Origin of the sequence: Desulfoferrobacter suflitae (assembly GCF_022603395.1) — a bacterium.
In the GTDB taxonomy this organism is placed as follows: domain Bacteria; phylum Desulfobacterota; class Syntrophobacteria; order Syntrophobacterales; family Syntrophobacteraceae; genus Desulfoferrobacter; species Desulfoferrobacter suflitae.
This window is the reverse complement of sequence record NZ_JAIBKA010000001.1, coordinates 375,543-400,413: the sequence shown is the minus strand read 5'-3', so window position 1 is coordinate 400,413 and position 24,871 is coordinate 375,543. Positions and strand designations below refer to the sequence as shown.

The following is a 24,871-nucleotide window of genomic DNA, read 5'->3' as shown; positions in this document are numbered from 1 at the left end:
GTTGCATCGTCAGTCATTGTCCTTTATATTAAGCGTTAAAGCTTTTCAACGGGACCAGATACCATTGCCCCTATGTGAGAACCTTGATCAAATACTTGTCGGCACCAGGACAGAGGGAGAATATGGCGGAGCGGGCGCGAAAGAGAATTGTCATCGAGAATGTGCAACCGGAAATAGATGCGGGCTGTTTTCCCATCAAGCGAGTCATGGGGGAGAAGGTGACGGTGACGGCGGATATTTTCGCCGACGGTCATGATTCCCCGGCGGCACGGCTCCTGTATAAGAAAGGGGTTGATATTGATTGGACAGAGTGCGACATGACCCTGCTCGAGAATGACACCTGGACGGCCGAGTTTACCGTCAACGGGCTTGGAACCTATTGCTACACCGTCCTGGCCTGGGTGGATCATTACAAGACTTGGCGGCAGGCCATAGCGAAGAAGTGCGCGGCCGGGCAGGATCTCCATGTGGATCTTCAGATCGGGGTGCAATATCTGCACGAAGGTGCGCAACGAGCTTCCGGCGAAGATGCCGCAAGGCTGAACGACCTGGCCGCGGCAATCGGGCGGGAAAATAACCACGGGCGGGCGCTGCTCATGGCAAGCGGGCAGGAAGCCGTTCAACTGATGAATCGCTACCCCGATCTGACTTTTGCCGTGCGCTATTGCAGGGAGCTCAGGGTCATTGTGGAGCGACCTAAAGCACTCTACAGCACCTGGTATGAACGCTTCCCCCGATCATGTTCGGAACAGCCCGGCCGGCATGGAAATTTCAAAGACTGTGTAAAGATCTTGCCGGAAATTGCGCAGATGGGGTTCGATGTTTTCTATCTGCCTCCCATTCACCCCATTGGCAGAACCAATCGCAAGGGGAAAAATAATTCACCGGTGGCGACGACGGATGATCCGGGCAGTCCTTGGGCCATCGGGGCAGCGGAGGGAGGGCACAAAGCCATCCATCCGCAGCTTGGAAGCGAACAGGAGTTTGCAGATTTTGTCAAGAAAGCCGCTGACTACGGCATTGAAGTGGCAATGGATCTGGCCTTCCAGTGTTCTCCGGATCACCCGTATGTCAGCGAGCATCGTGCCTGGTTCAAGCTGCGTCCCGACGGAACCGTGCAGTATGCCGAAAATCCACCCAAGAAATACGAGGATATCTATCCCATCAACTTTGAATCGGATGCCTGGCGCGAGCTTTGGGAGGAGCTCAAGAGCGTCGTCCTTTTCTGGATAGACAAGGGCATTCGAATATTCAGAGTCGATAACCCGCACACCAAGCCTTTCCCTTTTTGGGAGTGGCTCATCGGTGAGATCAGAAAAGACTACCCCGAGACGATCTTTCTTGCCGAAGCTTTTACCCGGCCGAAAGTGATGAAGCGGCTTGCCAAGATCGGCTTTAATCAATCTTACACCTATTTCACCTGGCGGAATTCCAAGAAAGAAATTACCGACTACATGGTGGAGTTGACCCAGAGCGAGCAAAAGGAATATTTCCGGCCGAATTTTTGGCCCAATACCCCGGACATTCTTCCGGAATATTTGCAATACGGCGGTAGACCGGCTTTTGTCATCAAGCTGATCCTTGCCGCCACACTGTCGTCCAACTACGGTATTTACGGTCCCGCTTTTGAACTTTGCTTGAGTGACGCGCTTCCGGGAAAAGAAGAGTATTTGAATTCTGAAAAGTATGAGATTAAACATTGGGATTGGGATCAGCCGGGTAACCTCAAACAGTTCATTGCGCGCGTAAACAGGATACGCCGGGAAAACTCCGCATTACAAACCACCTGGAATCTGAAATTTTACGAAGTAGATAACGATTATTTGCTATTCTACGGAAAAGAAGCTGATGACGGCTCTGAGAGCATATTGACGGTGGTGAACCTGGATCCTTTTCATGTCCAATCCGGGTGGCTGACAATTCCCATCCGGGAATTCGACATTCCCGCCGATCAACCTTACCTCTGCCATGATTTGCTGAGTGACGACAAGTACATCTGGCAGGGAGAGAAGAATTACGTTGAACTGAATCCGCATGTGCTCCCGGCTTACGTTTTTAAATTGCGAAAACGACTGAAACGTGAAACGGATTTCGATTATTTTATGTAAGCGCGGAATGTGGGTGCCTTGAGTGGCTCGCATTTGGCCGATCAACAGGTTAACTGAGGGATCTATGCCACAATTGGAGGTTGAAGGGAGCTGGGAACGGGTCCTTGCGGGTACCGCCCGAAACCAGCTGGAAAGAACGATTCTTCCTTCTTATATCAGGGAATGCCGCTGGTTTGGAGGTAAAGGCCGCAAGATTCAAGCAATCGAAATCCTGGAAGGGATTCCCATGGGCGGCGACGCTTCCGGCAGGTACTTGATTCTCCTGGTTAGAGTGGACTACGCGGCTGGCATGGAAGAACGGTACCTGCTTCCCATCGCCTTTGCAGGCAAGGAGGAGGCCGCGGACATTGTACAGGAGTATCCCGGCGGAGTCATTTGCAGTGTGGAGGTCGATGGGGCTGACGGAATTCTCTACGACGCAATCTACTGCGATGCGTTTTGTCGCGCTTTGTTTTACTCCATAGCCGGGAACGCTGCGGTCTCGACCCAAGATGGGCAACTCAGCTGCTCTCGCGGTAAAGCCCTCGATGTCCGTGAGGATCAGTTGCCGGGCCTTGAACCGCGTGTGTTGGTCGCTGAACAGTCTAATTCTTCGGTGCTGTATGGTCAGGACTATTTCCTCAAGCTGTATCGACATCCTGAGACGGGATTAAATCCCGATCTTGAAATCAGCCGATTCCTCACTGAGCATGCCGGGTTCTCCTACACCCCAGCGTATGCGGGTGAAATCGAGTACACAAAAAGGGGGGCCGAGCCGATATCCATTTGCCTTTTGCAGAAGTTTGTGGCCAATCAGGGGGATGCGTGGAGTTATTACTTGCAAAGAGCCGGAGAATATTACCGCAGGATTCTTGCAAGCGGTCCACAAGTGTCTGACAGTGTGCCGCATCCACCCGTTTTATTGGACTTTTCCCGCGCTGAAATTGCCCCATTTTGTGTGCAACTGATCGGGCAGCCATGCGTCGATTTGGCTGCCCTCCTTGGCAAACGCAGCGCACAATTGCATGCGGCCCTCGCCTCGGGAAAGGATGATGCAAATTTCTGTCCGCAACCTTTCACTCCGGCCTTTCAAAGAGCCATGGTTAAGTCTTTACAAGATTTGACAAAACAGGTCTTGTCCCTGTTGCGCGACAATTGGAATGGGTTGCCCGGGGATCTGCAGGCGGAGGCCGACGCGCTTCTCAATCTTGATACCCGGATGGCGGAAAATCTGCAGATGCTCGCCACCGCTGATATGACTTCCATGTTGACCAGAATCCACGGGGATTATCATTTGGGCCAGGTGCTGGTCACCGAAAATGACTTTGTCATCATTGACTTTGAAGGCGAACCGGCCAGGTCGCTCGCTGAAAGAAGGATGAAGCAGGCGCCGCTCAAGGATGTTGCAGGAATGATTCGCTCGTTTCACTATGCGGCGTATCTGCCGCTACTGACACAACCTTCGGAGTTTTCCAAGGGGGCATTCCCGTTGGAACCCTGGGCGGACCTCTGGTATTCAGTCATGGCCGCGACCTTTCTCCATTCTTACCTGGAATGCAGCGGGAATGTGCCATGGGTTCCGCAGGAGTCATCACAGCGGCGGTTGTTGCTGCAGTTTTTGCTGGCGGAAAAGGCGGTGTATGAAATCGGCTACGAATTGAACAACCGGCCAGCCTGGGCACGTATCCCAATCAAAGGAATCGGGTCTGTTCTCAAATAGCATGACGACAGCCCAACCATACCCGCTCTTTTTGGCAGTAAAGATTTTCATGCTAAAGGCAGCTCCAAGGAGGAACTCATGAATCAGCATAATGTGATATATGCCGGAAGCCTTTTGACCGACCACGACATTTATCTGATTAAGGAAGGAAATCATTTTAAACTTTACGAAAAAATGGGATCGCATCTTGCTGAGGTCGACGGTGTGCAGGGAGTTCATTTTGCTGTATGGGCGCCCAATGCGGAGGCGGTTACGGTCATCGGGGATTTCAACGGATGGGACAAAGCATCCCACCCCCTTAAGGTGAGAGCAGATGCTTCGGGGATATGGGAAGGATTCATCCCGGGAGTCGGCAACGGCACGGTTTACAAGTATCATATCGCGTCGCGCTTCAACGGCTATCGTGTGGACAAGGGCGATCCGTTTGCCTTTCGCTCGGAGACACCTCCTTTGACGGCTTCGGTAGTATGGGACCTGACCTATGAATGGGATGACCGCGGGTGGATGGCGGACAGGCATGAGAAGAACAGCCTGGAGGCTCCCCTATCCATTTATGAAATACATCACGGTTCCTGGCGCAGGGTTCCCGAGGAAGAAAACCGCTCGCTCAGCTATCAGGAAATGGCAGAATACCTACCCGATTATCTGAGCACGATGGGGTTCACTCACGTGGAATTCCTGCCCATTATGGAACATCCGTTTTACGGTTCCTGGGGGTATCAGACCGTGGGCTATTTTGCTCCGACATCGAGATACGGCAGTCCGCAGGATCTTATGCATCTGGTCGACAGACTGCACCACAATGGAATCGGGGTCATCCTCGACTGGGTTCCTTCCCATTTTCCGGCCGATGAGCATGGCCTGGCCTACTTTGACGGAACCTACCTGTACGAGCATGCCGATCCCAAGAAAGGCTTCCATCCCGAATGGAACAGTTACATATTCAACCATGGCCGCAATGAAGTGCGATCATTTCTCATCAGCAGTGCCATGTTTTGGCTGGAAAAATATCATGCCGACGGCCTGCGGGTCGATGCGGTAGCTTCCATGCTCTACCTGGATTACGCCCGCAATGAGGGCGAGTGGATTCCCAACGAATACGGGGGCAGGGAAAACATTGATGCTATCTCTTTTCTGCGTCGCTTCAATGAAATGGTCTACCACGACTTTCCGGACACCCAAACCATAGCGGAAGAATCGACTTCGTGGCCCATGGTTTCCAGGCCGGCCTATGTCGGTGGGTTGGGCTTCGGAATGAAATGGAACATGGGGTGGATGCACGACACACTGGATTATTTCGCCAACGACCCGGTGTTCAGAAAATACCACCAGAATCAATTGACATTCAGCATCTGGTACGCTTTTTTCGAAAACTTTGTGCTGCCTCTGTCGCACGATGAGGTCGTTTACGGTAAAGGATCTTTGATTCGCAAGATGCCGGGCGATGACTGGCAGAAATTTGCCAATCTCAGGCTGCTGTACGGGTACATGTACGCGCACCCGGGCAAGAAGCTCTTATTCATGGGGGCTGAGTTTGGCCAATGGGATGAATGGTACCATGAAAAGAGCCTGGATTGGAATTTGCTGGAAATGGAGCAGCATCAGGGAATGCTTCGTTGGGTGCAGGATCTGAATCGGCTCTACCGGCAAGAACCCGCTCTTCATCAGCTGGATTTCAGTAATGACGGGTTTGAATGGGTTGATTTCCATGACACCGAATCCAGTGTGATCAGTTTCATGAGGAAAGCAAGGGACGGGCGCGAGATTGTCCTGGTGGCGGCCAATTTCACTCCGGTTCCACGCACCAACTACCGTATAGGTGTACCTCGGGATGGCCTCTGGAAAGAAATCATGAACAGTGACGCCAAGAGTTACGGAGGCAGCGGCTACGGCAATTTCGGCGGACTGGCAGCGACTCCTATTCCCTGTCACGGCAAATACCAGTCGATTTCCACCACCCTGCCTCCCCTGGGAATCGTGTTCTTCAGGCACGAATCGAACGAATGAGACGACCCTGATGATGTTGTGCTGACCCCCTATTTTAGTGCGAGGCAGGAATGCAAACCAGAAGAAGTGGAATCCTTCTACATATCACGTCGCTTCCCTCCCATTACGGGATTGGAGACTTTGGCCCGGAAGCCTATCGATTCGTCGATTTTCTTGCAGCCAGCGGACAAAGTGTCTGGCAGGTACTTCCATTGGAGCCGACTTCAAGTTTCTGCGGTAATTCTCCCTATTGCACCCACTCGGCGTTTGCCGGGAATCCGCTACTCATCAGTCCCGACCTGCTGGTGCAGGAGGGCTTTCTGGATAGTTCAGACGTTGCCGGCCAACCGGTTTTTGACAATGAACGAGTCGACTTCGATAGAGTATATCCATTGAAGTATCACTTGCTCCAGAAGGCGTTTGAAAAGTTTGCCGGTCGCCAGGAAATGGACTACGAGTTCAACCGATTTTGTGAAGCAAATGCCGACTGGCTGGACGATTATGCCCTATTTATCAGTTGCAAGAGGAACTTTCATGGAGCTGGGTGGAATGATTGGCCGGTGGAACTGCGAGACCGCCATGAACCGGCACTCCAGGAATGGCAGGGAAAGCTGTCCCGGAAAGTCGTTGCGGCCAAGTTTTTTCAGTACCTGTTTGCCAGGCAGTGGACGGCTTTAAGGAAATACTGCCGGGAGAAGAATATTCAAATCATGGGAGACATACCGATTTATGTGAGTTTGGACAGTGCGGACGTTTGGGCTCACCCGCAAATTTTTAAGCTGAATGAGGAGAAACGACCGAATTTTGTTGCAGGTGTGCCTCCTGATTATTTCAGTTCAACCGGACAGCTGTGGGGCAATCCCGTGTATAACTGGGATGTGCTGCAGAGCCGGCGATACGACTGGTGGATCAAGCGGATAGAGCACAATCTGGACCTTTTCGACATGATTCGCCTGGATCACTTTCGAGGTTTTGTCGGCTACTGGGAAGTGCCCGCTGGAGAATCGACCGCAGTCAACGGCGAATGGATGGCAGTGCCGGCCAGGGACTTTTTCGACACACTGCTCAGACGTTTTCCCTATCTGCCCGTGATAGCCGAAGACCTTGGCACGATCACACCGGATGTGAGAGAAACCATGCTCGCTTATGGTTTTGCCGGCATGAAATTACTCCTGTTTGCCTTCGGCGACGATCTGGCTACCAATCCATACGTCCTTCACAATCACACTCAAAACAGTGTAGTGTATACCGGAACCCATGACAACAACACGGTGAAGGGCTGGTTTGCGAAAGAAGCGAGCGAAAGCGACAAGGATCGTCTTTACAGGTACCTGGGAAGAAGCGTTGATGAAGAAAACATCCATTGGGAGCTAGTGAGACTGGCTATGATGTCCGTGGCTGCCACAGCAATCATTCCCATACAGGATGTATTGGGACTTGGAGAGAATGCCCGCATGAATCTCCCTGCAGCCGTACACGGCAACTGGAGTTGGCGACTCAAAGGGGACTTGCTGACGGCGGAATGCGAACAGAGGCTCTTGGAAATGACGCGTACCTACGGCCGCATCTGACGGTTTATTGACCCACTTATCAGCAATTGCCCACGAATTTTCCGGAATATAGCCACTCCTGAGAAAACTTGGCCGCATTCTCCATGTGAAACAAATTATTAGATGAGTTATAATAGTTGTTGTAATTTCCCGCCGGCAGGCGCCGGAGAAGCAGCCGGATCATGCGTGTATCGAGACCGGCGAGGAATACAAAATCAGGTTGACTCGACATAATTTTCAAGATACATGTCGCTGTTGTGGAAGATGGACCATTTATTTGAGAGGCCTGGAATGCTGATTAGCCATGATCTCCTTGAAAAGACCTGTAAGGAGATGATTGAAACCATTTTATTGAGTTTGAGCCACGCCACCAAGGGGACTATCTATCGTATCGGTCCTATTCCCGACGTCACCGCCGTGCGCATCACTTCCGGTATTCGTCTGGAGGATACCGACCAAATCCAGTGGGGTTTGCCTGAAGCTTCCGACTACAATTTTCCCGGCAAGACCTGGCAACAGTATCAAGACAACCCCGGCCATGTCCTTGAGGCAATGGGATGGTGCGTGGAAAAGCAAAAGAGTTGGACGGCGGACAATCCATACGAAGACATTCGCAGTGTCCGCAAACAACTGGAAGGTGAAATCGAAGACTTCCACCACATGGAACCGGTGCTGGTCAAGAAACCCTACCTGTACGGAGACTGCGCCCAACCGGATTATCCTTTGGATTGGGAGGGCAAGCCCATCTGGCAGGATACGGAATATCTGGTAGTGGCAGTCATCAAAATACACTTCCTGCCTTACACCATCCGCCGCGGCGATCGCTCCACCAAGATCATCAAGAAGCTCTCCAGAATCCTCGGAACCGAACTGCTGTCGTTGCATATTCGTGAAACCTTGTCCGACGCCCAAAAGGAACTCGCCAGGCAGCGCCTGCAAAGCTGCAACGTACTCGCCCATGAATTGCGCAACACACTGATCAAACTGGGCTTTATCTTTTCCGCCATCAATGCCGAAATCAGCTTTCTTAGAGAGCAGTGGGAAAAGCAACTGGAAAAGGCCTTTCCAGAGCTCGACAACAAGAATGCCATCCTAGCCCGCCTCAATGACCTCCTGAGTCTGCATCTGGGAGACCTGAACGGTAAGGGCAACCTGGGCAAGATTGGGGAAGTGCTCCTCAGCGAACAAACGGAAATGGCCAATCTAGCTCTCATGCCCTCGCTGGGTGAGAAATGGTTGAACAACAAGATCCTGCCCAAATGGCAGCGCCTGCTCCTGGAGAGTCATAGCTGGAAGCAGGAGACGGAGGAGATTCAAAGACTGCTGGCAAGATTGGGTAAAGCCATCTGGGTCGGGATGGACCAGAATTTGGCGCTGCAAATGGATCACCTTCCGCTCGATCTGCGGCTGAAATGGTCGCAGCTCGCTTACACGGATTTCAGCGTAGATAAGCTTGTCAAACTCGAAGAAATAATAAAGTTGTTGGACCATCCGGCACTGGATATTCCGCACAAGCAACAGACCAAGAAAGTATTGAGTTCTCTCAAGGCCCTCGTAGAGATGATTCCCGAAGTGGAAGAACGAGCCAACAGGATTATCCATTCCCTGAAAAATGGTTGTTCCATGGAAGCAAGTTGAATCTGAATTAAGAATTCTCAGTGGGCTTCCCCAGGTATTCCTCCAACATGAGCAGAAAAGATTCTTTTTCAGGGATATCGAGCGCATCCGGCTGCAGACAGACGGAGCAGCCCTGAGCATGCCAAGCCAGGGAGCGGGGCTTTTCCTCCTCTTCTGTAAACCCCTCGAATTGATACACTTGTATGGGGTAGTGAGGGCCCTTGAGGGTGGTTTGGCCGAGCCTTTTGGTTTTCACACTGTGCGCTATCAGCGCGTAAGTTGAATGACTTAAGAGTATTTTGCCCGGTTCCGCCATCTGCTGCAGCCGGGCCGCTATATTCATCTGGCCGCCGATCGCCGTATAGTTGACCCAATCATCGGATCCAAAACTGCCCACTACCGCCAAGCCAGTGTTGATCCCCATGCGCACGTTGATGGTGTGGGCAAATCCTCCTGCTCTCCACCGCTCGTTAAGACTGACCAGCCGTTCCTGCATCTGGACTGCCATACGGACGCAGCGGAGTGCGCCGACGGGAGGCTCTATGGCCACCGGCGCACCGAACAGCACTACCAATCCGTCCCCCATAATCTTGTCAACTGTCCCGCCAAAGTGGTAGACGAGCTGGATCATTTCGGCAAAGTATTCGTTCAAAAGCTGCGCAAGCTCCTCTGGTTCCATGGCGTCTGTGATGATACTGAAATCCTGGATGTCGGAGAAAAATACGGTTATTTTGCGGCGCTGATGGCTCAACACCGCTTCCCCCTCACCTCGTGCCAGTTCCTCCACCAGCGGAGTGGTGACAAACTTGGCCAGTTTCTCATTGAGCAGTGAGATCATACGATCTTTTTCCTTCAGTGTCTTGATGGATGCCTGAAGGTATTGCTTTTGAGCGGCGACCATATCCAGCAGAAAGGCAAAAAATATGCACACTGCGAGAAAGATGCCGCTGCGAATCGCTTCTCTCAGCAGGTCTACCGGCTGTCCACGCCATTGAGCAATCAACAGCACCGCCAAGTAGAGGAGCATGTACCAGCAGGCTGTGAGGATGACTCCGCGAAAACGCACATAGCCGGCACAGAAGAAAAAGCCCATGAACCAGCCTACCTGCATCAAACCTCTGGCATTCCCGAGGCAATAGTAGCCGTACGCCACCATCGGTGCAAAGAAGATCCAGTTGGGGATGAATACGAAATGAGGATCGAAAGTGAAGCGACGGTCCAGGCCCGTCGCCACCATGATGTAGCAGACCAAATGCGCTGCACTGGCCGCTGTGAAGAGCACACCGATGTGAAACAGAGTTATCTGGCTATATCCGAGGATCCTGAGGATAAATGCGAAAGAGAGTACGATGATCCAACCCAGATAACCCAGCCAAAGCAATCGCTTGCGACGGGATTGAGTAATTTCCTGTTTTGAAGCAGGCATAACGGTGCCTCAAATGTAGGCTTCCTCTTTTGTCAGTGGGGTGACGTTCCTCTATCACATAGTTGTCTGTGACTCGCTCCGAAGAATTGGGCGCGAGCTTCAAAGATGCCGGCGTTAAAATCAGGGAAACGGTCAAGGACCCCGACTTGGTGAGATTATCCAGGCGCACCGGGGCAGTATAGATGGTCTCCACTTTATCCAGTATCTTGCTTCCGCCGACCACCTGAACTGCTGCCGGTAAAACTTTCATTTCCTTCAACACCAGATTATCCGGCAAATGGCCTGCCCAGTCCACCTGCACAGGTAGTTCCTTGGTGATGGGAACGTCCAGCATCACATCCACTGTGGGGGGTTCAACCTTGTTCAGAAATACCCCGGGCGGCAGCACAATGTTTTCCTGTGTGATTGGAATGGAGTTGCGACCCTCGGCGGCTTTGCCCAGATCAATGCGAACCTGCACCTGACCGGGTCGCAAGGATCTGATCAGAGCGCTCGATCCATAGAGCTGGAGGCGCACTTCATCTATCGAGGTATTGAGGATTTCCAAATTCGTCGGGCGATTGACGTATTCGATTGGAACATTGAGGGCGATGAATGTGTCGCGGCTTCGGGTGAAGCCAAACCAGATGCCCGCAACGATGATCAGAGAGATCAGCGCGGCCGCTGTGAGCCTGAGTTGCTCTCGCTTCTTCTGTTGTTTCGTTTGATCAAACAGATTGAGATGTTCTTTAAGAATTTGCACCAGTTCTTCGGGTTGGGCAACCGCTTTGATGGTATGGCCTTTGGCAATGGTCACCCGACCCCGTTCTTCAGAAACTACGATGACGAGCGCGTCCGATCGTTCCGCCAGACCCGCGGCCGCGCGATGACGGGTGCCGTAGAAGGTTGGCAGATCCATGCGTTGGGAGAGGGGGAGCAGCACTCCTACTTCGGTAACGCGGTTGTTTTGGATGATGATAGCGCCGTCATGCACCGGATTCTTGGGCCAGAAAATGCTCAAGAGCATTTCCTGGGAGAGCGTACCGTTCCACTGGATCCCCCCGTGCACAATTTCCGAGAAATCTTCCCGACCTGGGATCACGATGAGGGCGCCGACTCTCTTTCTTCCCATCTGATAAACACTGTCAGCAATGATCTCGACGGGTGTCGCCTGTTCCTGATTGGGAGAACCCCAGAGGAACGTCTTCAGGTTCCTGGCCTGCAATGCGGATCTGATTTCGTTGCGGAAAACGACGATGATAATGATTGCCGCCGCTGCCGTAATGCCCCTGACGACCCAACTGGTCAGAATGAGTCCCATGGAGGCGGCTACTTCCTGCAGGATCCACAGGGAAGTGATGCCGACCAGCACGCGGAATGCATTGGTTCCCTGGAAAAGGACGTAAATGCGGAACAAAATGTAGCTGTTGATGAGGATGTCCACTACATCTTGCCAGCGGATGGTCGCGATAAACGAGAAGAGGTCTTTCATGTTTTACCGGTTCTTGTATTAATCTGTGATACTGAAGCGGAGGACGTCAAACAGTTTGCCATTCTGGTCGCTGATTTCAACCCGCCACGGTCCCTTGTCGGTTTCCCTCAGTTGAATCTGGCTGTAGGTTGACCATAACGGGGGATAGAGTCGCAGACGGATTTGGGTGCTGAGTTCATCGCGGTGGTACCAGCGGTGATAGATGAGCGTGGGCTGTGGCACCGGATCAAAGGACGTAAAGCAGCAGACCTGTCCCGAAGAAACGGAAAAAACCACTGCCTGGTGTAACGGCGTATTATTTTCTACTTTTTCACACATGAACGCCTGTGTCAGGGTCAATTTTTCCTGAGGCTCTTCCTGCGGCTTGGCCGGTGCGGTCTGAACGGCAGGTTCGACGTCGCTGCCGTTTTCCTGGGCTTGAATGGCAGCTAACGGCATAACTGCAGCGAGCGCGATTAGATTGATGATGAGCAGCTTTCCAAGGAGGTTTCTCATAAGCAATTTCCCGCCTGCAATGTGTGATGATCAACAGCAACGGCCGTCTGGCATGGAGGTCAGCAATGCCTGGGGAAAATGTCGCATTGTCCCTCGCTCGAGCGTTGCCGAAACTGCACCCCAAGCAGCTAATCTTTAATCATCCGTAAGGAATGATACGATCTCAAACTAGGTTCCAGAATGATGCATCAGGAACACAAGGTGTGAAGGTCACATCCCGACCTGAGTTTCCTGATTATGAGATGCACCCTGCAGGATCTTTTTCGCCAAAATGCGCAGGTCTTTCTTTCAAGTCCTTCAGTTTTTCGGGAGGGATCAGCGGAGCCAAACCAGTTTTTCCATTTAATCCCTCCAGTTCTCTCAAAAGATAGCACGCACGCCCTGTGCGTCAAGTCATTTTCATGGCGCAGCGCCAAAAGAGTCTGCCGGTAGACGATGCTGCCGCTCCCATTTTCGCCCGCTTGACATCACCTTGGCAATCCACTAAGGGTTAGCACGGTTCATTTCTTGTGAGGTGGGTCGATGACCACTGCTCTATGCCAAACGAACAATGTATTCGCTAGGCGCTGAGACAAACAGAAACGGCCTTGGGAGGATGAGAATGGATCGGCGGTACCCGCAGCGACCCATGGTGGGGGTCGGGGCACTAATTTTTCGCAATGACAGCGTGCTTCTGGTGCAACGGGGAAGGGAGCCTGCCTTGGGCAAATGGTCGTTGCCCGGCGGCTTGGTTGAAATCGGGGAAAGCCTGCACGACGCTGTCCGCAGGGAAGTATGGGAAGAAGTAGGCATTCGGGTGAGAGTCGTTGACCTCATAGCGGCCCTCGATCGGGTGATCATGGATGATGAAGGGAACATAGAATATCATTACATCCTTCTCGACTTTTTGTGTGACGCGGATACTGCTGAACAACCTTCGCCGGCAAGTGATGCCCAGCAGAGTCGTTTTGTGAGCATTGGTGATCTGTCAGGCTATCGTCTCACCCGGGGTACCGAAAAAATCATTCGCAAAGCTTTTGCCAGTCTCAGCGAACATCGTCATTCCATTTATAATCCCGATCTTTAGATTCCTGCCTTCCGGTATTGCCGGATCTCCCGGGGGACTTGCCAATCATGCTTGACTTTGTTCGAGTCCTGTGGTTTATGACTGACCAGTCCGTCAGGGCGGTTGAAAGGATAACGAGTGATTCGAGAAAAGAACTCAAACGCTGCACGCAACAGATTGAAAAAGCTCATTCAAGAGGCTTTTGAACCTGAAGCCATCGCTGATCAGGTGGAGAGGAACCTCGGCCAATGTTCGGGCAGAGATGTCTTGGAAGAACTTTCGGATTGTTTGGTGGTTGTCCGGGAGTCATGCCGGCGCGGCATGGTACCAGCCGAATGTCATATCTCCAGGCTGATTACCGGCTTCCAGCAGGTGGCGGAGAAGCGCAATATCAACCCCGAGGAGTTTTACCGTGTTTCACTCGAAAAGCTGTTGTTGGATGGCGAAGCTGAAGAAGGCCCGCGCGCGGCTTGCAAGCAATCCACCCGTGGAAGAATTCTGGATGCGGCCCTGGACCTTTTTTATGAGAAGGGATTTCATCTTGCCACCGTGGATGATATTGCCGAGCGGGCAGGGGTCGGGAAAGGCACCCTGTATCGTTATTTTGCCAACAAGGGTGCGCTCTTCCATGAATTGATAAAGTCTCGTTTGGAAGACCTGGAAAGCAATGCTCAAGCTGTTTTGGATGGCCAGGATGACGTCCTGACCATGATCACCAAGTACATCCGCATCTATTTCGAGTTCTTCGATCACAACAAGCGACTTTATCGACTGATTTTGCAGGAGCGAATGGATTTGACGGACCAGGTTCAGGAACTCTATGTCAAAAAAGTCATGCGCCGTATCCCTCTGCTCAAGCGCAAGATACGCGAAGCGAGTCAGCAAGGCGTGCTCAAGGACATGGACTTTCAGACAGTTTTCTACGGGGTCATGGGGTTTATGCACGGCGTCATTCAAAAGTGGTTGGTGAACGATTGCAGTTATCCTTTGGTGGACGAATTGCCAACGGTCTTGGAAGTGCTCTTTCACGGATTCGTCGAAAGGGAATGTTGAAAAATTTCTAGGAGGCATACCATGGACAAGAATGAAATGAAAAGCAAGATCATTGAAATTATTGCGAATCAATTGGGAGTGGAAAAGGATATCATCACTCCCGAGGCGAATGTGGTCGATGATCTGGGCGCCGATTCACTGGATGTCGTGGAATTGGTGATGGCCCTTGAAGAAGCCTTTGATATGGAAATCCCTGACGAGGATGCGGAAAACATTCGAACCGTCAAAGATATTTTTGATTACCTGGAAAAAGTCCGCTCCTGATACGGATTCATCTCCTTGCGGAGATCCCCCCTTGCCGTGGCAGATGGCGGGAATTCCCCGTCATCCGCTATAGCCGGTTAAACCGGTTGGCGTCTGCCCGCCACTATCGGCACATGAACGATGAGCGGCCCCCCCGGCCGAATTACCCGGGCGAACCTGCAATTTTCCCGGGTAAGTCGGTGAACCAACCCCCGTTCACTCCTCCAGGGAATCTTGCAGGGGCTCGGTACTCTCCAGATCGGCAATTCTGGCGTCAACAAGCGTGTTTTTCAGCGCCCAGAAAACACTCCGGAAGTGTTCTTCGAAATTGTTGGGAGAAATCCTCCCCAGTTCAATAAACTTGATGATGACTTCTTTGGCCAAACGTAGAATCTTTTCATCATCTGGATGCATTGGTTCGTCCCTTCACGCTTTCGGCAAAAAAAAGCCTCTGCCATTGGAAGGAAGGCCATAAAGGGTTGAAGCAGAGGCTTTTTGTGGCTTGTAGAAATACCCCGTGAGGCATTCCAAAACCACCTCATTTGTTTAACATATGGCAGAACATCTCTGCAATATAAAATGTGGAGAATCGCTGGGAGCCTGATAAACGTGAAGTTGCACTCTTGAACGAGTTCAGATGACGGCGCAAATTGCGCCAAAAGGATTGCCAATGATTGAAAATTGGGTATTCAATGCCATTGTGTTGCTTCTGCTCTTGTTGATCTCAGCGTTTTTCTCCGGATCCGAAACCGCCCTCATGGCTGTCAACCAAGTGAGGATGCGTCACTTGGCCAAAAAAGATCGTCGTGCTGCGCTGGTCTCCGGCATAGTGCAAAAACCGCAGAGGTTGCTCGGAACATTGCTGCTTTGCAACAACTTGGTGAACGTTGCGCTGTCCGCTTTAGGAACCGCCACCGCCATAGCACTGGCGGGAGAGCGTGGAGTGATTTATGCGACCTTTTTTATCACCCTGGCCCTCCTGGTGGTTGGAGAGATTACCCCCAAGACCATAGCCGCCTACCATTCGGAAAGAATCTCAGTGGTCATTGCTCCGGTTATATTTTCATGCATCAAGATCTTTTACCCCATCGTTCACCTCCTCTCAATCGTATCAAACACGTTGATCAGAATGGCTGGGTTGCAACAAATGACAGGGGCCAAGAGTTTTACCGCCGAGGAGATTGAGAGCCTTATTGAGGTCAGTGGCGATGAAGGGGGGCTGGAGAGGGATAAGCAGGACATGTTGCTGGGCGTCCTGACCCTGGAGCGCACGACGGTTGGCGATATCATGGTGCCCATCCAGGATGTGGTGTCAATTCCCATAGAATCAACCTATTACGAAGTGCTGGAAGCTGTGCAGGGCACCCAGTTTTCCCGCTATCCGGTGTATGAACAATGGCCCTCGGATATCCTCGGGTTCATCCATGTGCGGGACTTGCTCATGCAACCGATGGACGAAAAATTTTCGGTGCGGAAGATCATGCGCAAACCACACTTCATTCCGGAACTGCGTTCAGTTCGCCAGCAGTTTGCGGCTTTCCAAAGGAGACGTTCTCATTTGAGCTTTGTGGTGGACGAGTACGGCAATGTGGTCGGGTTGCTGACCATGGAGGATATTTTAGAAGAAATCGTGGGTGAAATTGAAGACGAGTATGACCGGCTGGACAGCGAAGTTGAAGAGCTGGCAGATGGCTCGTATTTGGTGCGCGGCCGTGTACCGGTTCGCGATCTCAATCGGCGGCTGCGGCTTGATCTGCCCGAGGGTGACGTGCGCACGGTGGCCGGATTGATCATAAAGGAACTGGGAAGAATTGCCCGTCTCGAGGACACGGTGACGCTGAAACGTTGTCGCTTCAGTATAATTGCTCTCAAGGGCAAGAGCATCACATGGGTGAGGCTGTGGATTTTGGACGGCGAAACTCCTTCGGAAAATGACCTGAGGGTTGCGGCCAGGTGACCGACTTTTTTTCATCAAAAAAACTTCTGTTAATTTCTCACAACGCTCCTTTTTTGATTTGACATTACCCAATCAGCTGTTTAGAGTGCTCCTTAGTGGTAAAAAGTGGAGGCAAGGGGGCAAAAGTGGGTATTTTGGGCAAGCCTTACTTCAGAGGGCAGTCGATTAACCGGCTCGACTCCAAGGGGCGGCTCAGAATTCCGGTTAAATTCCGTGACGTCCTTCAGAACCATTACACTGATGGCCTAATCATCACCGTAATGGAGAAATGCCTGGTGGCATACCCTCCGGAGATTTGGGACAAAATAGAGAACAAAGTCCTTAATTTTTCGCAGGTTCAACCAGAGCAGCGCGCGTTCATGCGTTTCTTCATTTCCAGTGCTGTTGAGTGCGAATTCGATAAGCAAGGCAGGATACTGATCCCCCCCGTATTGAGAGAGCGGGCAAAGTTGCATCAGGAGGTCCTGATTGCTGGAATGCTCACCAGTTTTGAGATCTGGGACAAAGAAACCTGGGAGCAGCAAATGGAATGGGATACGGAGCATTACCAACAGATCGCAACCCATATAGCCGACATCGGACTATGACCGAAAATGGTGGAGCAGCGTGCTCACGAGCATATACCGGTCATGCGCGAGGCGGTCCTGGATTTGCTCGCGTGCCGACCGGGGGGCCTATATGTCGATGGTACTGTCGGGGGAGGCGGCTACGCCGAGAGGATCCTGCAAGAGATCGAGCCGGATGGACAACTGGTCGCTTTAGATTGGGATGGCGAAGCGATCGAACGAGTGCGACGGCGATTGCGCGCGAATCTACATCGAGTTTTTCTTGTAAAATCAAGTTTTGCCAACCTTCCTTCTGTCTTGAATAAATTGGGTTTTGGTTTGGAATCGGTCGATGGGGTAGTGATCGACCTTGGAGTATCCAGCTTTCAACTGGAAGATCCGGAGCGCGGTTTTAGTTTCCTGCAGGATGGACCATTGGACATGCGTATGGACCAGAACATAGCAAAAACGGCAGCGGATTTGGTCAATTCCTTATCTGAAAAAGAATTGGCGGACCTCATCTTTGCCCTCGGGGAAGACAGGCACGCCCGGCGTATCGCAAGAGCCATTGTGTTGCGCCGTGCCCAGAGTCCCATTGAGCGTACCGAGGAACTGGCGCAACTGATCAAGGGGGTGGTCCCCAAAACCAGGGATGCCAGACGAATTCACCCCGCCACCCGTACGTTTCAGGCATTGCGCCTGGCTGTCAACCAGGATCTCGATGCATTGGAAACCTTTTTGTCCAGAGTGTGTGACATTTTGAAACCGGGAGGAAGACTGTGCATCGTTTCCTTCCATTCGTTGGAAGATCGCATGGTGAAGGAACGGTTCCGGCATTGGGCGAAAGCATGCCGGTGTCCGCGCGATTTTTTGCAGTGTCAATGCGAGGGGCGGCCCTTGGTGCGCCTGCTCACTAAGAAACCGCTCAGACCGACGGCACCAGAGATTGCCATGAACCCGCGGGCCAGAAGCGCTCGGCTGCGCGCCATGGAAAAGGTGAGTTATGCGTAGCTGGCTTTTCTATGCCGGGGTGCTCGGCATCGCATTCATTCTTTTTGCAACACTCAATGTTTGGCTGCGGATTCAACACGTGCAGGATGGCTATCGAATGGCACGTTTGCAGTCTGAATACGAACAGCTCCAGGCGGTTCGCCGGAAACTGCGACTGGAGTGGTCGCAACTCAACAATCCCGGTTATCTTGAAAAACTGGGAAGCGAAAAATTTGGTCTGAATGTGCCCAGGCAGGATCAAAAACTGGTCATCCGTTAAAACCAAATCGATCGAGAGGCTGTCATGGAGAAGCGGCATGTAAAAAAAGTCAAGAATATCCGCTATCGGCTTTGTTGTGCCTTCTTGAGGGTTGCGGTGGTCGCTGGCTTTCTCCTGATTCTCGGCAAAGCCTTTTACCTGCAGGTTGTGGAGCACCCGATCTGGCTCGAGCGATCAAGGGCCCAAGCCGAAGCGAAACTCGATGTGCCAAGCTACCGCGGCTCCATTTACGACAGTCGAGGTCGTTTGATGGCATTTTCGGTACCCCAGCCTTCACTCTTTGCCGATGGCAAGTGGTTAAAGGATCCCCGGCAGGCCGCTGAGCGACTTGCGCCAATCCTGGGTGAGCCGCAAAGCTCACTGGAAAAAAGGCTTTCCAGCAAACGGCGTTTCAATTGGATTAAGCGGCACTTAACGGATCAACAGGCCATTGCGATCGAGGCCCTAAAACAACCTGGCCTTTATACCATAGACGAATATCGGAGATTTTATCCGTTCAGGCAGATAGCCGGCCAGGTTTTGGGATTTGTCGGATTGGATGGAAAAGGCCTGGAGGGAGTCGAAAAGGCTTATGATCCGCTACTGGCTGGGAGTGATATTGTCAAGGCGTGTTTGCGTGATGGATTGCAAAGGGCTTTATGGCTCAAGGATAAGCCGCCTCCGGAACCGGTTGAGGGAACAGGGCTGCGTCTCACGTTGGATGCCTACTTGCAGTACATCACCGAAAACGCGCTTGAAGAAGGGGCACAGCGTTACAAGGCCAAGGCCGGGGAGGTTGTGGTGATGGACCCGCGCACTTTTGAAGTGCTGGCTATGGCAAACTGGCCGTTTTTTGACCCTAACCATGGCGGCCGGCTGGACGCCGAAAAGTGGCGCAACCGTGTGATTACGGATTCATTTGAACCGGGTTCCACATTTAAGGTCTTTTTGATGGCGGCGGCCCTCCAGGAGAACGTCGTCAAATTGACCGACAAGATCTACTGTGAAAATGGTAAATTTAAGGTAGCCAACCACATGGTCAATGATGTTCATCCTTATGCTTGGCTGACTATTCCCGAGGTGATCAAATACTCGAGCAACATAGCCGCGAGCAAGCTGGCTTTGGGGTTGGGAAGAGAAAGGTACGCCAAGTACATTCATGGTTTTGGATTCGGCAGCCCAACCGGGATCGGACTGCCCGGGGAAGTGAAAGGGCTGGTGCGGCCGTGGGAAAAGTGGAAACCCATGGACGTCGCCGCCACGGGGTTTGGACAGGCCATCGGCGTAACGACGCTACAACTGACCATGGGAATCGCGGCCATTGCCAATGGCGGTATATATGGTCAGCCCCTCATCGCAAAGGATGTAGTGGATTCTGAAGGGGAACCGATACGCCGGTTTACCGGAGCCGCGACGCGCCGCGTCATTCAAAAAAAGACGGCTGAGCAAATCAGTGATATGATGCGGGCGGTAACGGAGGAGGGGGGAACCGGTGTCCGGGCGGCACCGGCGGGCTACTCAGCTGCCGGCAAAACTGGAACGGCACAGGTGGTGGATGCGCAAACCGGTCGCTATGCGGCCCATAAGTACACTTCGATCTTCACGGGATATGTTCCTGCAAATGATCCTCGGCTTGTCATGACGGTGGTGATTCATGGGCCGCAGGGCGCGAGCTATGGCGGGGTGGTGGCGGCGCCTGTTTTCCGAGATATCGCCGCCAAGGCTTTGCCTTATCTGGGAGTTCCACCGTCCGACGGTCAGCCGGGAGGGGTATCTCCCGAGCTTCTTTTGGTCAACAACACCAAGGGTGGGGAATCCGGCCACAATGGGATTCCCCTTTCCGTTGAAAGCAGCAAAGATTTGAAGGTGATCCCCAACCTGATCGGTTTGAGCCTCAAGGTCGCACTCTTTGAACTGGCTTCCCTGGGGGTGCAAACCGAGTTCAGCGGCAGCGGCAAGGTGGTTGAACAGCAACCGCCGGAAGGCTCGCCCATCGATTCTGGCACGGTGGTTGAGCTGGTTCTCAGTGACGGCAATTAGTGTTAGAGAGAAACGCATGCGTAAGACCTTAAAGAGCTTGCTGCAGGATGTGGACGTCATTGAAACACGTGGCGATCTGGGGATTCCAATAACGGGTCTGAGTCAGGACAGCAGGCAGGTGCAACCGGGGAATCTTTTCATTGCAGTGCGAGGCGTTCATCAGGATGGGAGCGTGTTTGTTGCCGACGCAGTACGTCGGGGGGCGAGTGCCGTCTTAACTGATTCTTGGAAGAACAATGGCCTGCCTGAAACTTATATTCGGGTGGCGGACAGCCGAAAGGCAATGGCTGGAATTGCGGCCGGTTTTTATGATCACCCTGCAGAAAAGCTTCAGTTGATCGGCATCACAGGGACAAACGGTAAAACCACGACCAGCCTTTTGCTGGAGAGTATCCTGCGGCAGGATGGAGGATCGGTGGGCGTTTTGGGCACCCTGGCCTACCGCTGGGCGGATAAGCATGAAAAGGCACCTATGACCACCCCGGATGCCATTGATCTCAACCGGATTTTTCAGCGCATGAGCCTGGACGGGGTTGGCCGTGTCGTGATGGAGGTTTCTTCGCACGCTTTGAGCCTCGGAAGAATTGAAGGGTGTCGCTTTAAGGCGGCGGTTTTCACCAACCTTTCACAAGATCATCTGGATTACCATAGGAGTATGGAGGATTACTTCCAGGCCAAGACGCTGCTGTTCACGAATCATTTGGACGATGCCGCGGCAGAGGCTGTGGCTGTTGTCAATCGGGATGATCCCCATGGCATCCGCTTGATTGCAGGGCTTAACAAACGGGTTTGGAGCTACTCGATAAGCGATCCCGGGGCGACGGTGCGGACCAACTGGTTCAAGTGCAGTACAGAGGGCATAAGGGCGGAATTTGCTGCTCCTCAGGGCAAAGTTCAAGTTAGCTCTGCTCTCCTTGGCAAGCTCAATGTGTATAACATGCTGGCCGCCGTGACCACCGCCCTTGCTCTAGGGGTATCGCCCGAAGTTGTCTCTGCCGGAGTGGAAGCCGTCGAGCTGGTTGATGGTCGTCTTCAAAGGGTTCCAATTCCGGCGCAATTCGGTTTTGAGGTGGTAGTGGACTATGCACATACGCCGGATGCCATGGAAAAGAGCTTGGAATGTTTAAAAGAAATGACGGGAGGCCGGCTTCTGGTGGTGTTCGGTTGCGGTGGTGATCGGGATCGCGGAAAACGCCCGCTTATGGGTGCCGTTGCGGCCCGATTTGGCGACCTGGTGATACTGACCAGTGATAACCCGCGCAGCGAAGTTCCGGCAGCAATCATTGGGGAAATTGAACCCGGTGTCCGGGCACTCGGCATGCAGCGCATCGGTCCCCATCGGCCGCCTCCTGGTGTCAAGGGGTATGCCGTTGAGGAAGACAGAAAGAAAGCCATTGAGCTGGCTCTGGCGTGGGCAACTCCCGGAGACATTGTTTTCATCGGTGGTAAGGGGCATGAAACCTATCAAATCATCGCAGGACGGGTTGCCCCTTTTGATGACCGGGTGGTTGTTCGAAACTATGTTACCGCCTCGCCGGCGAAGGCATCGGCGCCGAAAGGAAAGCAGTCGGAAAATGCATTGGACCGTTGCTAAAATTGCTCAGGCCGCAGGCGGAGAGCTCTTGCAGGGGGATCCAGAAGAAGTCATTCGCGGGATTTCGACCGATACACGTTCGCTTGAACCCGGCGACTGTTTTGTGCCTCTCAAAGGAGAAACCCATGACGGTCATGACTTCATTGCCCAGGCCCTTGCCAAAAAGGCTGCCGCAGTGTTGTCCGCCCGCCGCGACGTGGAATCGAAGGTTCCCCGGGAGACAGCCGTGATAAGGGTCGCTGATACTCTTTACGGGCTGGGTGAATTGGCCCGCTGCCACAGGGGAGCGCATTCAATGCCGGTGATCGGTGTCACCGGGAGCAACGGCAAAACCAGTACCAAGGAAATGATTGCGGCTATTCTGGGGGTTCACCACAATGTCCAAAAGAATGCCGGGAATTTTAATAACTTAGTCGGAGTGCCGCTGACCCTGCTTTCCCTGGAAGCTCAGCACCAGGTGGCGGTGATCGAAATGGGAATCAACGTTTTTGGAGAAATGCAGCGATTGGTGGAAATCACCAAACCTACTGCGGGTCTGGTGACTAACATACATCCGGCTCATCTGCAGGGCCTCGAGTCCCAGGAGCATATTCTGGAAGAAAAGGGCAGGCTGTTGACCTCCCTGTCAGAGGAACAACTGGCCGTCATCAATCTCGATGATCAGCGTCTGCGGTCCTTTGCCAAGCGTCTCAAAGCGCGCACAGTAACCTACTCTATTGCCGATTCAAGTGCTCAGGTGCGGCTTGCGGGTAACGTGAAGGTTGACCGGGGGGTGAGCAGCTTTGCGCTGGCACTGGAAAATCAGGTTGTTCCGGTTCGTCTTGCAGTGCTTGGTGCTCATCAGGTGCAGAATGCTGTGGCCGCGGCTGCAGTGGCTTATGGAATGGGAGAGTCCGCAGACACTATTGTCGAGGGTTTATCCCGGCACCGCCCGGTCCGGCAACGCATGGAAATGTATCAGCTGCCCGATGGAGTGGTTCTGATCGACGATACCTACAACGCCAACCCAATGTCCATGGTTGCCGCTGCCCGAGCTGTTGTGGAAGCCGCTCATGGGCGGCCTGTGATTTTTGTGTTTGGGGAAATGCGCGAAATGGGTCCGGAAGGCCCCAGGTTGCATTGGGAGGTGGGACGGCAAATTGGCGCCATGCGAGTGCATAGGCTTGTTACCCTGGGCGGCCTGGCAGCAGAGCTCAATCGAGGAGCGAGGGAGTCCGGCATGGCCGTTGAAGCCTGTCACCACGCTGCGGACCACCAGGAAATAATCGATTTGTTGCGCGCTTTGAAGGTGAAGGACGGTTGGATCCTGGTCAAAGGATCGAGAGGAATGACCATGGAACGGATTGTGCGAGGGTTGTTGGATGCCGCCTGAAGGAGACCGATCCCGAAAGAAGGTTTTGGTTGTGGGTTTGGGCGTTTCCGGCCGGTCCGTGAGTGAATTGCTGCTGCGGCAGGGACACGAGGTGATCGCAACGGATCTCAGATCCCGGGAGCAAATTGGGCGCGAGCTGGATTTGCTCGAGCGACAGGGTTGCTCTTTCAGGTTGAGTTCTCATCGGCAGGAGGATTTTCTGAGTGCGGATCAGATTATTGTCAGCCCCGGTGTTCCGCTTGATCTGCCGTTCCTGCGAGAGGCTGCGGCGAGAGGCATAGAAATAACCGGCGAACTGGATTGGGCCTGGAGCCAGGTCGCTGTGCCCGTCGTGGCGGTTACGGGTACCAACGGCAAAACAACGACCACGTCTCTCATCGGGGAAATTCTCAAGAATGCGGGGAGGAAGGTTTTTGTCGGCGGGAACATCGGTACGCCTCTCAGCCAGTGGATTCTATCGAACCAAAAAGCCGACATGCTGGTGCTGGAAGTGAGTAGTTTTCAGCTGGATAGTGCATCCCATTTTCGGCCCGAGATTGGGGTGCTGCTCAATGTCACTGAAGATCATCTGGATCGCTATAGTGATTTTGCCGCTTACATTGATTCCAAGTTCTCGCTTTTTTCACGCCAGGACGGCGCGCACACCGCCATTGTCAATGGTGATGATGCACTCTGCCGTCAGCGCATGTGCCAAATCCAGAGTCGTACTCTGTTCTTCAGCCGCAGTGATCCGCTTGCCCATGCTGCAGTCCGTGCCGGCAAAGCCCTGATAAAGATTCCCGGTATTGAGCCGTTTGCCTTGAATCTTGAAAGGGCCGGTCTAAAAGGTGTGCATAATGAGGAAAACATTCTGGCTGCGGCCCTCGTTGGAGCGGTATTGGGGATTTCGCCCAAGAGTATGGAGGAATCCATCGAACAATGCAGCAGCATGCCGCACAGATTGGAATGGGTCGGCAACTGGCATGGGGTTGATTTTTATGACGACTCTAAAGCCACCAATGTGGGAGCCGTTCTAAAGGCACTGGAAAGTTTTGATCGGGGGGTCTTATTGCTGCTGGGCGGAAGAGATAAGCTTGGTTCCTATGAAGAGTTGGGGCGTTCTCTGAAGGCCAGGGGCAAGGGCGCCATGGTATACGGCGAAGCCGCCCCAAGACTTTATGGGGAGCTCAAGAGGTGGATTCCCATCTGGAGTTTTTTGGACTTGTCGGAAGCTTTTACGCAGGCGGTGCGAGTGGCGGAGCCGGGTGATACGGTGCTTCTCTCACCGGCCTGTTCTTCCTTTGACCAGTATACAAGCTATGCCCAGCGCGGCGATCATTTCAAGCGGTTGGTCATGCAGTTGCTTGCAGCAGAGCAACAGAGAACCCCCCGCCAGGGATGTTTGGAGCCAGGGTGTTAGCCGGTCAGGCCGCCTTTGAACA

Annotated in this window: 20 protein-coding genes; 16 read left to right on the top strand and 4 right to left on the bottom strand. The window is 52.8% G+C overall.

Annotation, left to right across the window (positions count from 1 at the left end; genetic code table 11):
- Positions 1–122 precede the first annotated feature (122 nt).
- From K1V27_RS01865 to K1V27_RS01845, 5 genes are all read left to right on the top strand, one after another.
- Positions 123–2,108, top strand: a complete 1,986-nt coding sequence (locus tag K1V27_RS01865; RefSeq protein ID WP_258927823.1) for an alpha-1,4-glucan--maltose-1-phosphate maltosyltransferase — start codon at positions 123–125, stop codon at positions 2,106–2,108.
- A gap of 64 nt (positions 2,109–2,172) precedes the next feature.
- Positions 2,173–3,807 carry a putative maltokinase gene (locus tag K1V27_RS01860; RefSeq protein WP_258927822.1) on the top strand — a complete coding sequence of 545 codons (1,635 nt, stop codon included), beginning with the start codon at positions 2,173–2,175 and terminating at the stop codon, positions 3,805–3,807.
- A 78-nt stretch (positions 3,808–3,885) separates the two neighbouring features.
- On the top strand, positions 3,886–5,814 hold the full coding sequence (gene glgB / locus K1V27_RS01855) for a 1,4-alpha-glucan branching protein GlgB (RefSeq protein ID WP_258927821.1): 1,929 nt from the start codon (positions 3,886–3,888) through the stop codon (positions 5,812–5,814).
- Between the two features lie 50 nt (positions 5,815–5,864).
- Positions 5,865–7,364: a 4-alpha-glucanotransferase gene (gene malQ, locus K1V27_RS01850; protein WP_258927820.1), complete on the top strand. Its 1,500-nt coding sequence runs from the start codon at positions 5,865–5,867 to the stop codon at positions 7,362–7,364.
- Between the two features lie 270 nt (positions 7,365–7,634).
- On the top strand, positions 7,635–8,981 hold the full coding sequence (locus tag K1V27_RS01845; protein ID WP_258927819.1) for a hypothetical protein: 1,347 nt from the start codon (positions 7,635–7,637) through the stop codon (positions 8,979–8,981).
- Positions 8,982–8,988: 7 nt separating this feature from the next.
- Here K1V27_RS01845 and K1V27_RS01840 read toward each other — a convergent pair whose 3' ends face one another.
- From K1V27_RS01840 to K1V27_RS01830, 3 genes are read right to left on the bottom strand one after another with little or no spacing between them, the layout of a single operon-like run.
- Positions 8,989–10,212 carry an adenylate/guanylate cyclase domain-containing protein gene (locus tag K1V27_RS01840; RefSeq protein WP_258927818.1) on the bottom strand — a complete coding sequence of 408 codons (1,224 nt, stop codon included), beginning with the start codon at positions 10,210–10,212 and terminating at the stop codon, positions 8,989–8,991.
- 55 nt (positions 10,213–10,267) lie between these two features.
- Complete coding sequence (locus K1V27_RS01835; protein ID WP_258927817.1) at positions 10,268–11,857, bottom strand: diadenylate cyclase; 1,590 nt, start codon at positions 11,855–11,857, stop codon at positions 10,268–10,270.
- Between the two features lie 18 nt (positions 11,858–11,875).
- Positions 11,876–12,352 (bottom strand): DUF2914 domain-containing protein, encoded by a 477-nt coding sequence (locus K1V27_RS01830; RefSeq protein ID WP_258927816.1) that lies wholly within the window; start codon positions 12,350–12,352, stop codon positions 11,876–11,878.
- A 601-nt stretch (positions 12,353–12,953) separates the two neighbouring features.
- On the opposite strand from K1V27_RS01830, the gene K1V27_RS01825 reads away from it, so the two are divergent.
- The 3 genes from K1V27_RS01825 (at position 12,954) to acpP (ending at position 14,714) form a co-directional block, all read left to right on the top strand.
- Positions 12,954–13,418: an NUDIX hydrolase gene (locus K1V27_RS01825; RefSeq protein ID WP_258927815.1), complete on the top strand. Its 465-nt coding sequence runs from the start codon at positions 12,954–12,956 to the stop codon at positions 13,416–13,418.
- Between the two features lie 117 nt (positions 13,419–13,535).
- Positions 13,536–14,450, top strand: a complete 915-nt coding sequence (locus K1V27_RS01820; protein ID WP_258927814.1) for a TetR/AcrR family transcriptional regulator — start codon at positions 13,536–13,538, stop codon at positions 14,448–14,450.
- A gap of 21 nt (positions 14,451–14,471) precedes the next feature.
- Entirely contained in the window at positions 14,472–14,714 is a 243-nt protein-coding gene (gene acpP / locus K1V27_RS01815) for an acyl carrier protein (RefSeq protein ID WP_258927813.1), read from the top strand.
- Between the two features lie 195 nt (positions 14,715–14,909).
- Here acpP and K1V27_RS01810 read toward each other — a convergent pair whose 3' ends face one another.
- A complete protein-coding gene (locus K1V27_RS01810; RefSeq protein ID WP_258927812.1) occupies positions 14,910–15,107 on the bottom strand; it encodes a hypothetical protein in 198 nt (65 codons plus the stop codon).
- Positions 15,108–15,363: 256 nt separating this feature from the next.
- Between K1V27_RS01810 and K1V27_RS01805 the strand changes: the two genes are divergently transcribed.
- The 8 genes from K1V27_RS01805 to murD all read left to right on the top strand — a co-directional run bounded on the left by K1V27_RS01805 (position 15,364) and on the right by murD (position 24,849).
- Positions 15,364–16,650, top strand: a complete 1,287-nt coding sequence (locus K1V27_RS01805; RefSeq protein ID WP_258927811.1) for an HlyC/CorC family transporter — start codon at positions 15,364–15,366, stop codon at positions 16,648–16,650.
- Between the two features lie 95 nt (positions 16,651–16,745).
- Positions 16,746–17,237 (top strand): division/cell wall cluster transcriptional repressor MraZ, encoded by a 492-nt coding sequence (mraZ, locus tag K1V27_RS01800; protein WP_258927810.1) that lies wholly within the window; start codon positions 16,746–16,748, stop codon positions 17,235–17,237.
- 6 nt (positions 17,238–17,243) lie between these two features.
- Positions 17,244–18,206: a 16S rRNA (cytosine(1402)-N(4))-methyltransferase RsmH gene (rsmH, locus tag K1V27_RS01795; protein ID WP_258927809.1), complete on the top strand. Its 963-nt coding sequence runs from the start codon at positions 17,244–17,246 to the stop codon at positions 18,204–18,206.
- The gene (locus tag K1V27_RS01790) at positions 18,199–18,465 is read left to right on the top strand and encodes an FtsB/FtsL family cell division protein (RefSeq protein WP_258927808.1); all 267 of its coding nucleotides are present in this window, start codon (positions 18,199–18,201) and stop codon (positions 18,463–18,465) included. Before rsmH ends, K1V27_RS01790 begins: the two co-directional genes overlap by 8 nt.
- A 24-nt stretch (positions 18,466–18,489) precedes the next feature.
- On the top strand, positions 18,490–20,484 hold the full coding sequence (locus K1V27_RS01785) for a penicillin-binding protein (protein ID WP_258927807.1): 1,995 nt from the start codon (positions 18,490–18,492) through the stop codon (positions 20,482–20,484).
- A gap of 16 nt (positions 20,485–20,500) precedes the next feature.
- A complete protein-coding gene (locus K1V27_RS01780) occupies positions 20,501–22,078 on the top strand; it encodes a UDP-N-acetylmuramoyl-L-alanyl-D-glutamate--2,6-diaminopimelate ligase (protein ID WP_258927806.1) in 1,578 nt (525 codons plus the stop codon).
- Complete coding sequence (locus K1V27_RS01775) at positions 22,059–23,450, top strand: UDP-N-acetylmuramoyl-tripeptide--D-alanyl-D-alanine ligase (RefSeq protein ID WP_258927805.1); 1,392 nt, start codon at positions 22,059–22,061, stop codon at positions 23,448–23,450. The genes K1V27_RS01780 and K1V27_RS01775 overlap by 20 nt, the downstream gene beginning before the upstream one ends.
- A complete protein-coding gene (gene murD, locus K1V27_RS01770; protein ID WP_258927804.1) occupies positions 23,440–24,849 on the top strand; it encodes a UDP-N-acetylmuramoyl-L-alanine--D-glutamate ligase in 1,410 nt (469 codons plus the stop codon). The genes K1V27_RS01775 and murD overlap by 11 nt, the downstream gene beginning before the upstream one ends.
- Positions 24,850–24,871: the final 22 nt, after the last annotated feature.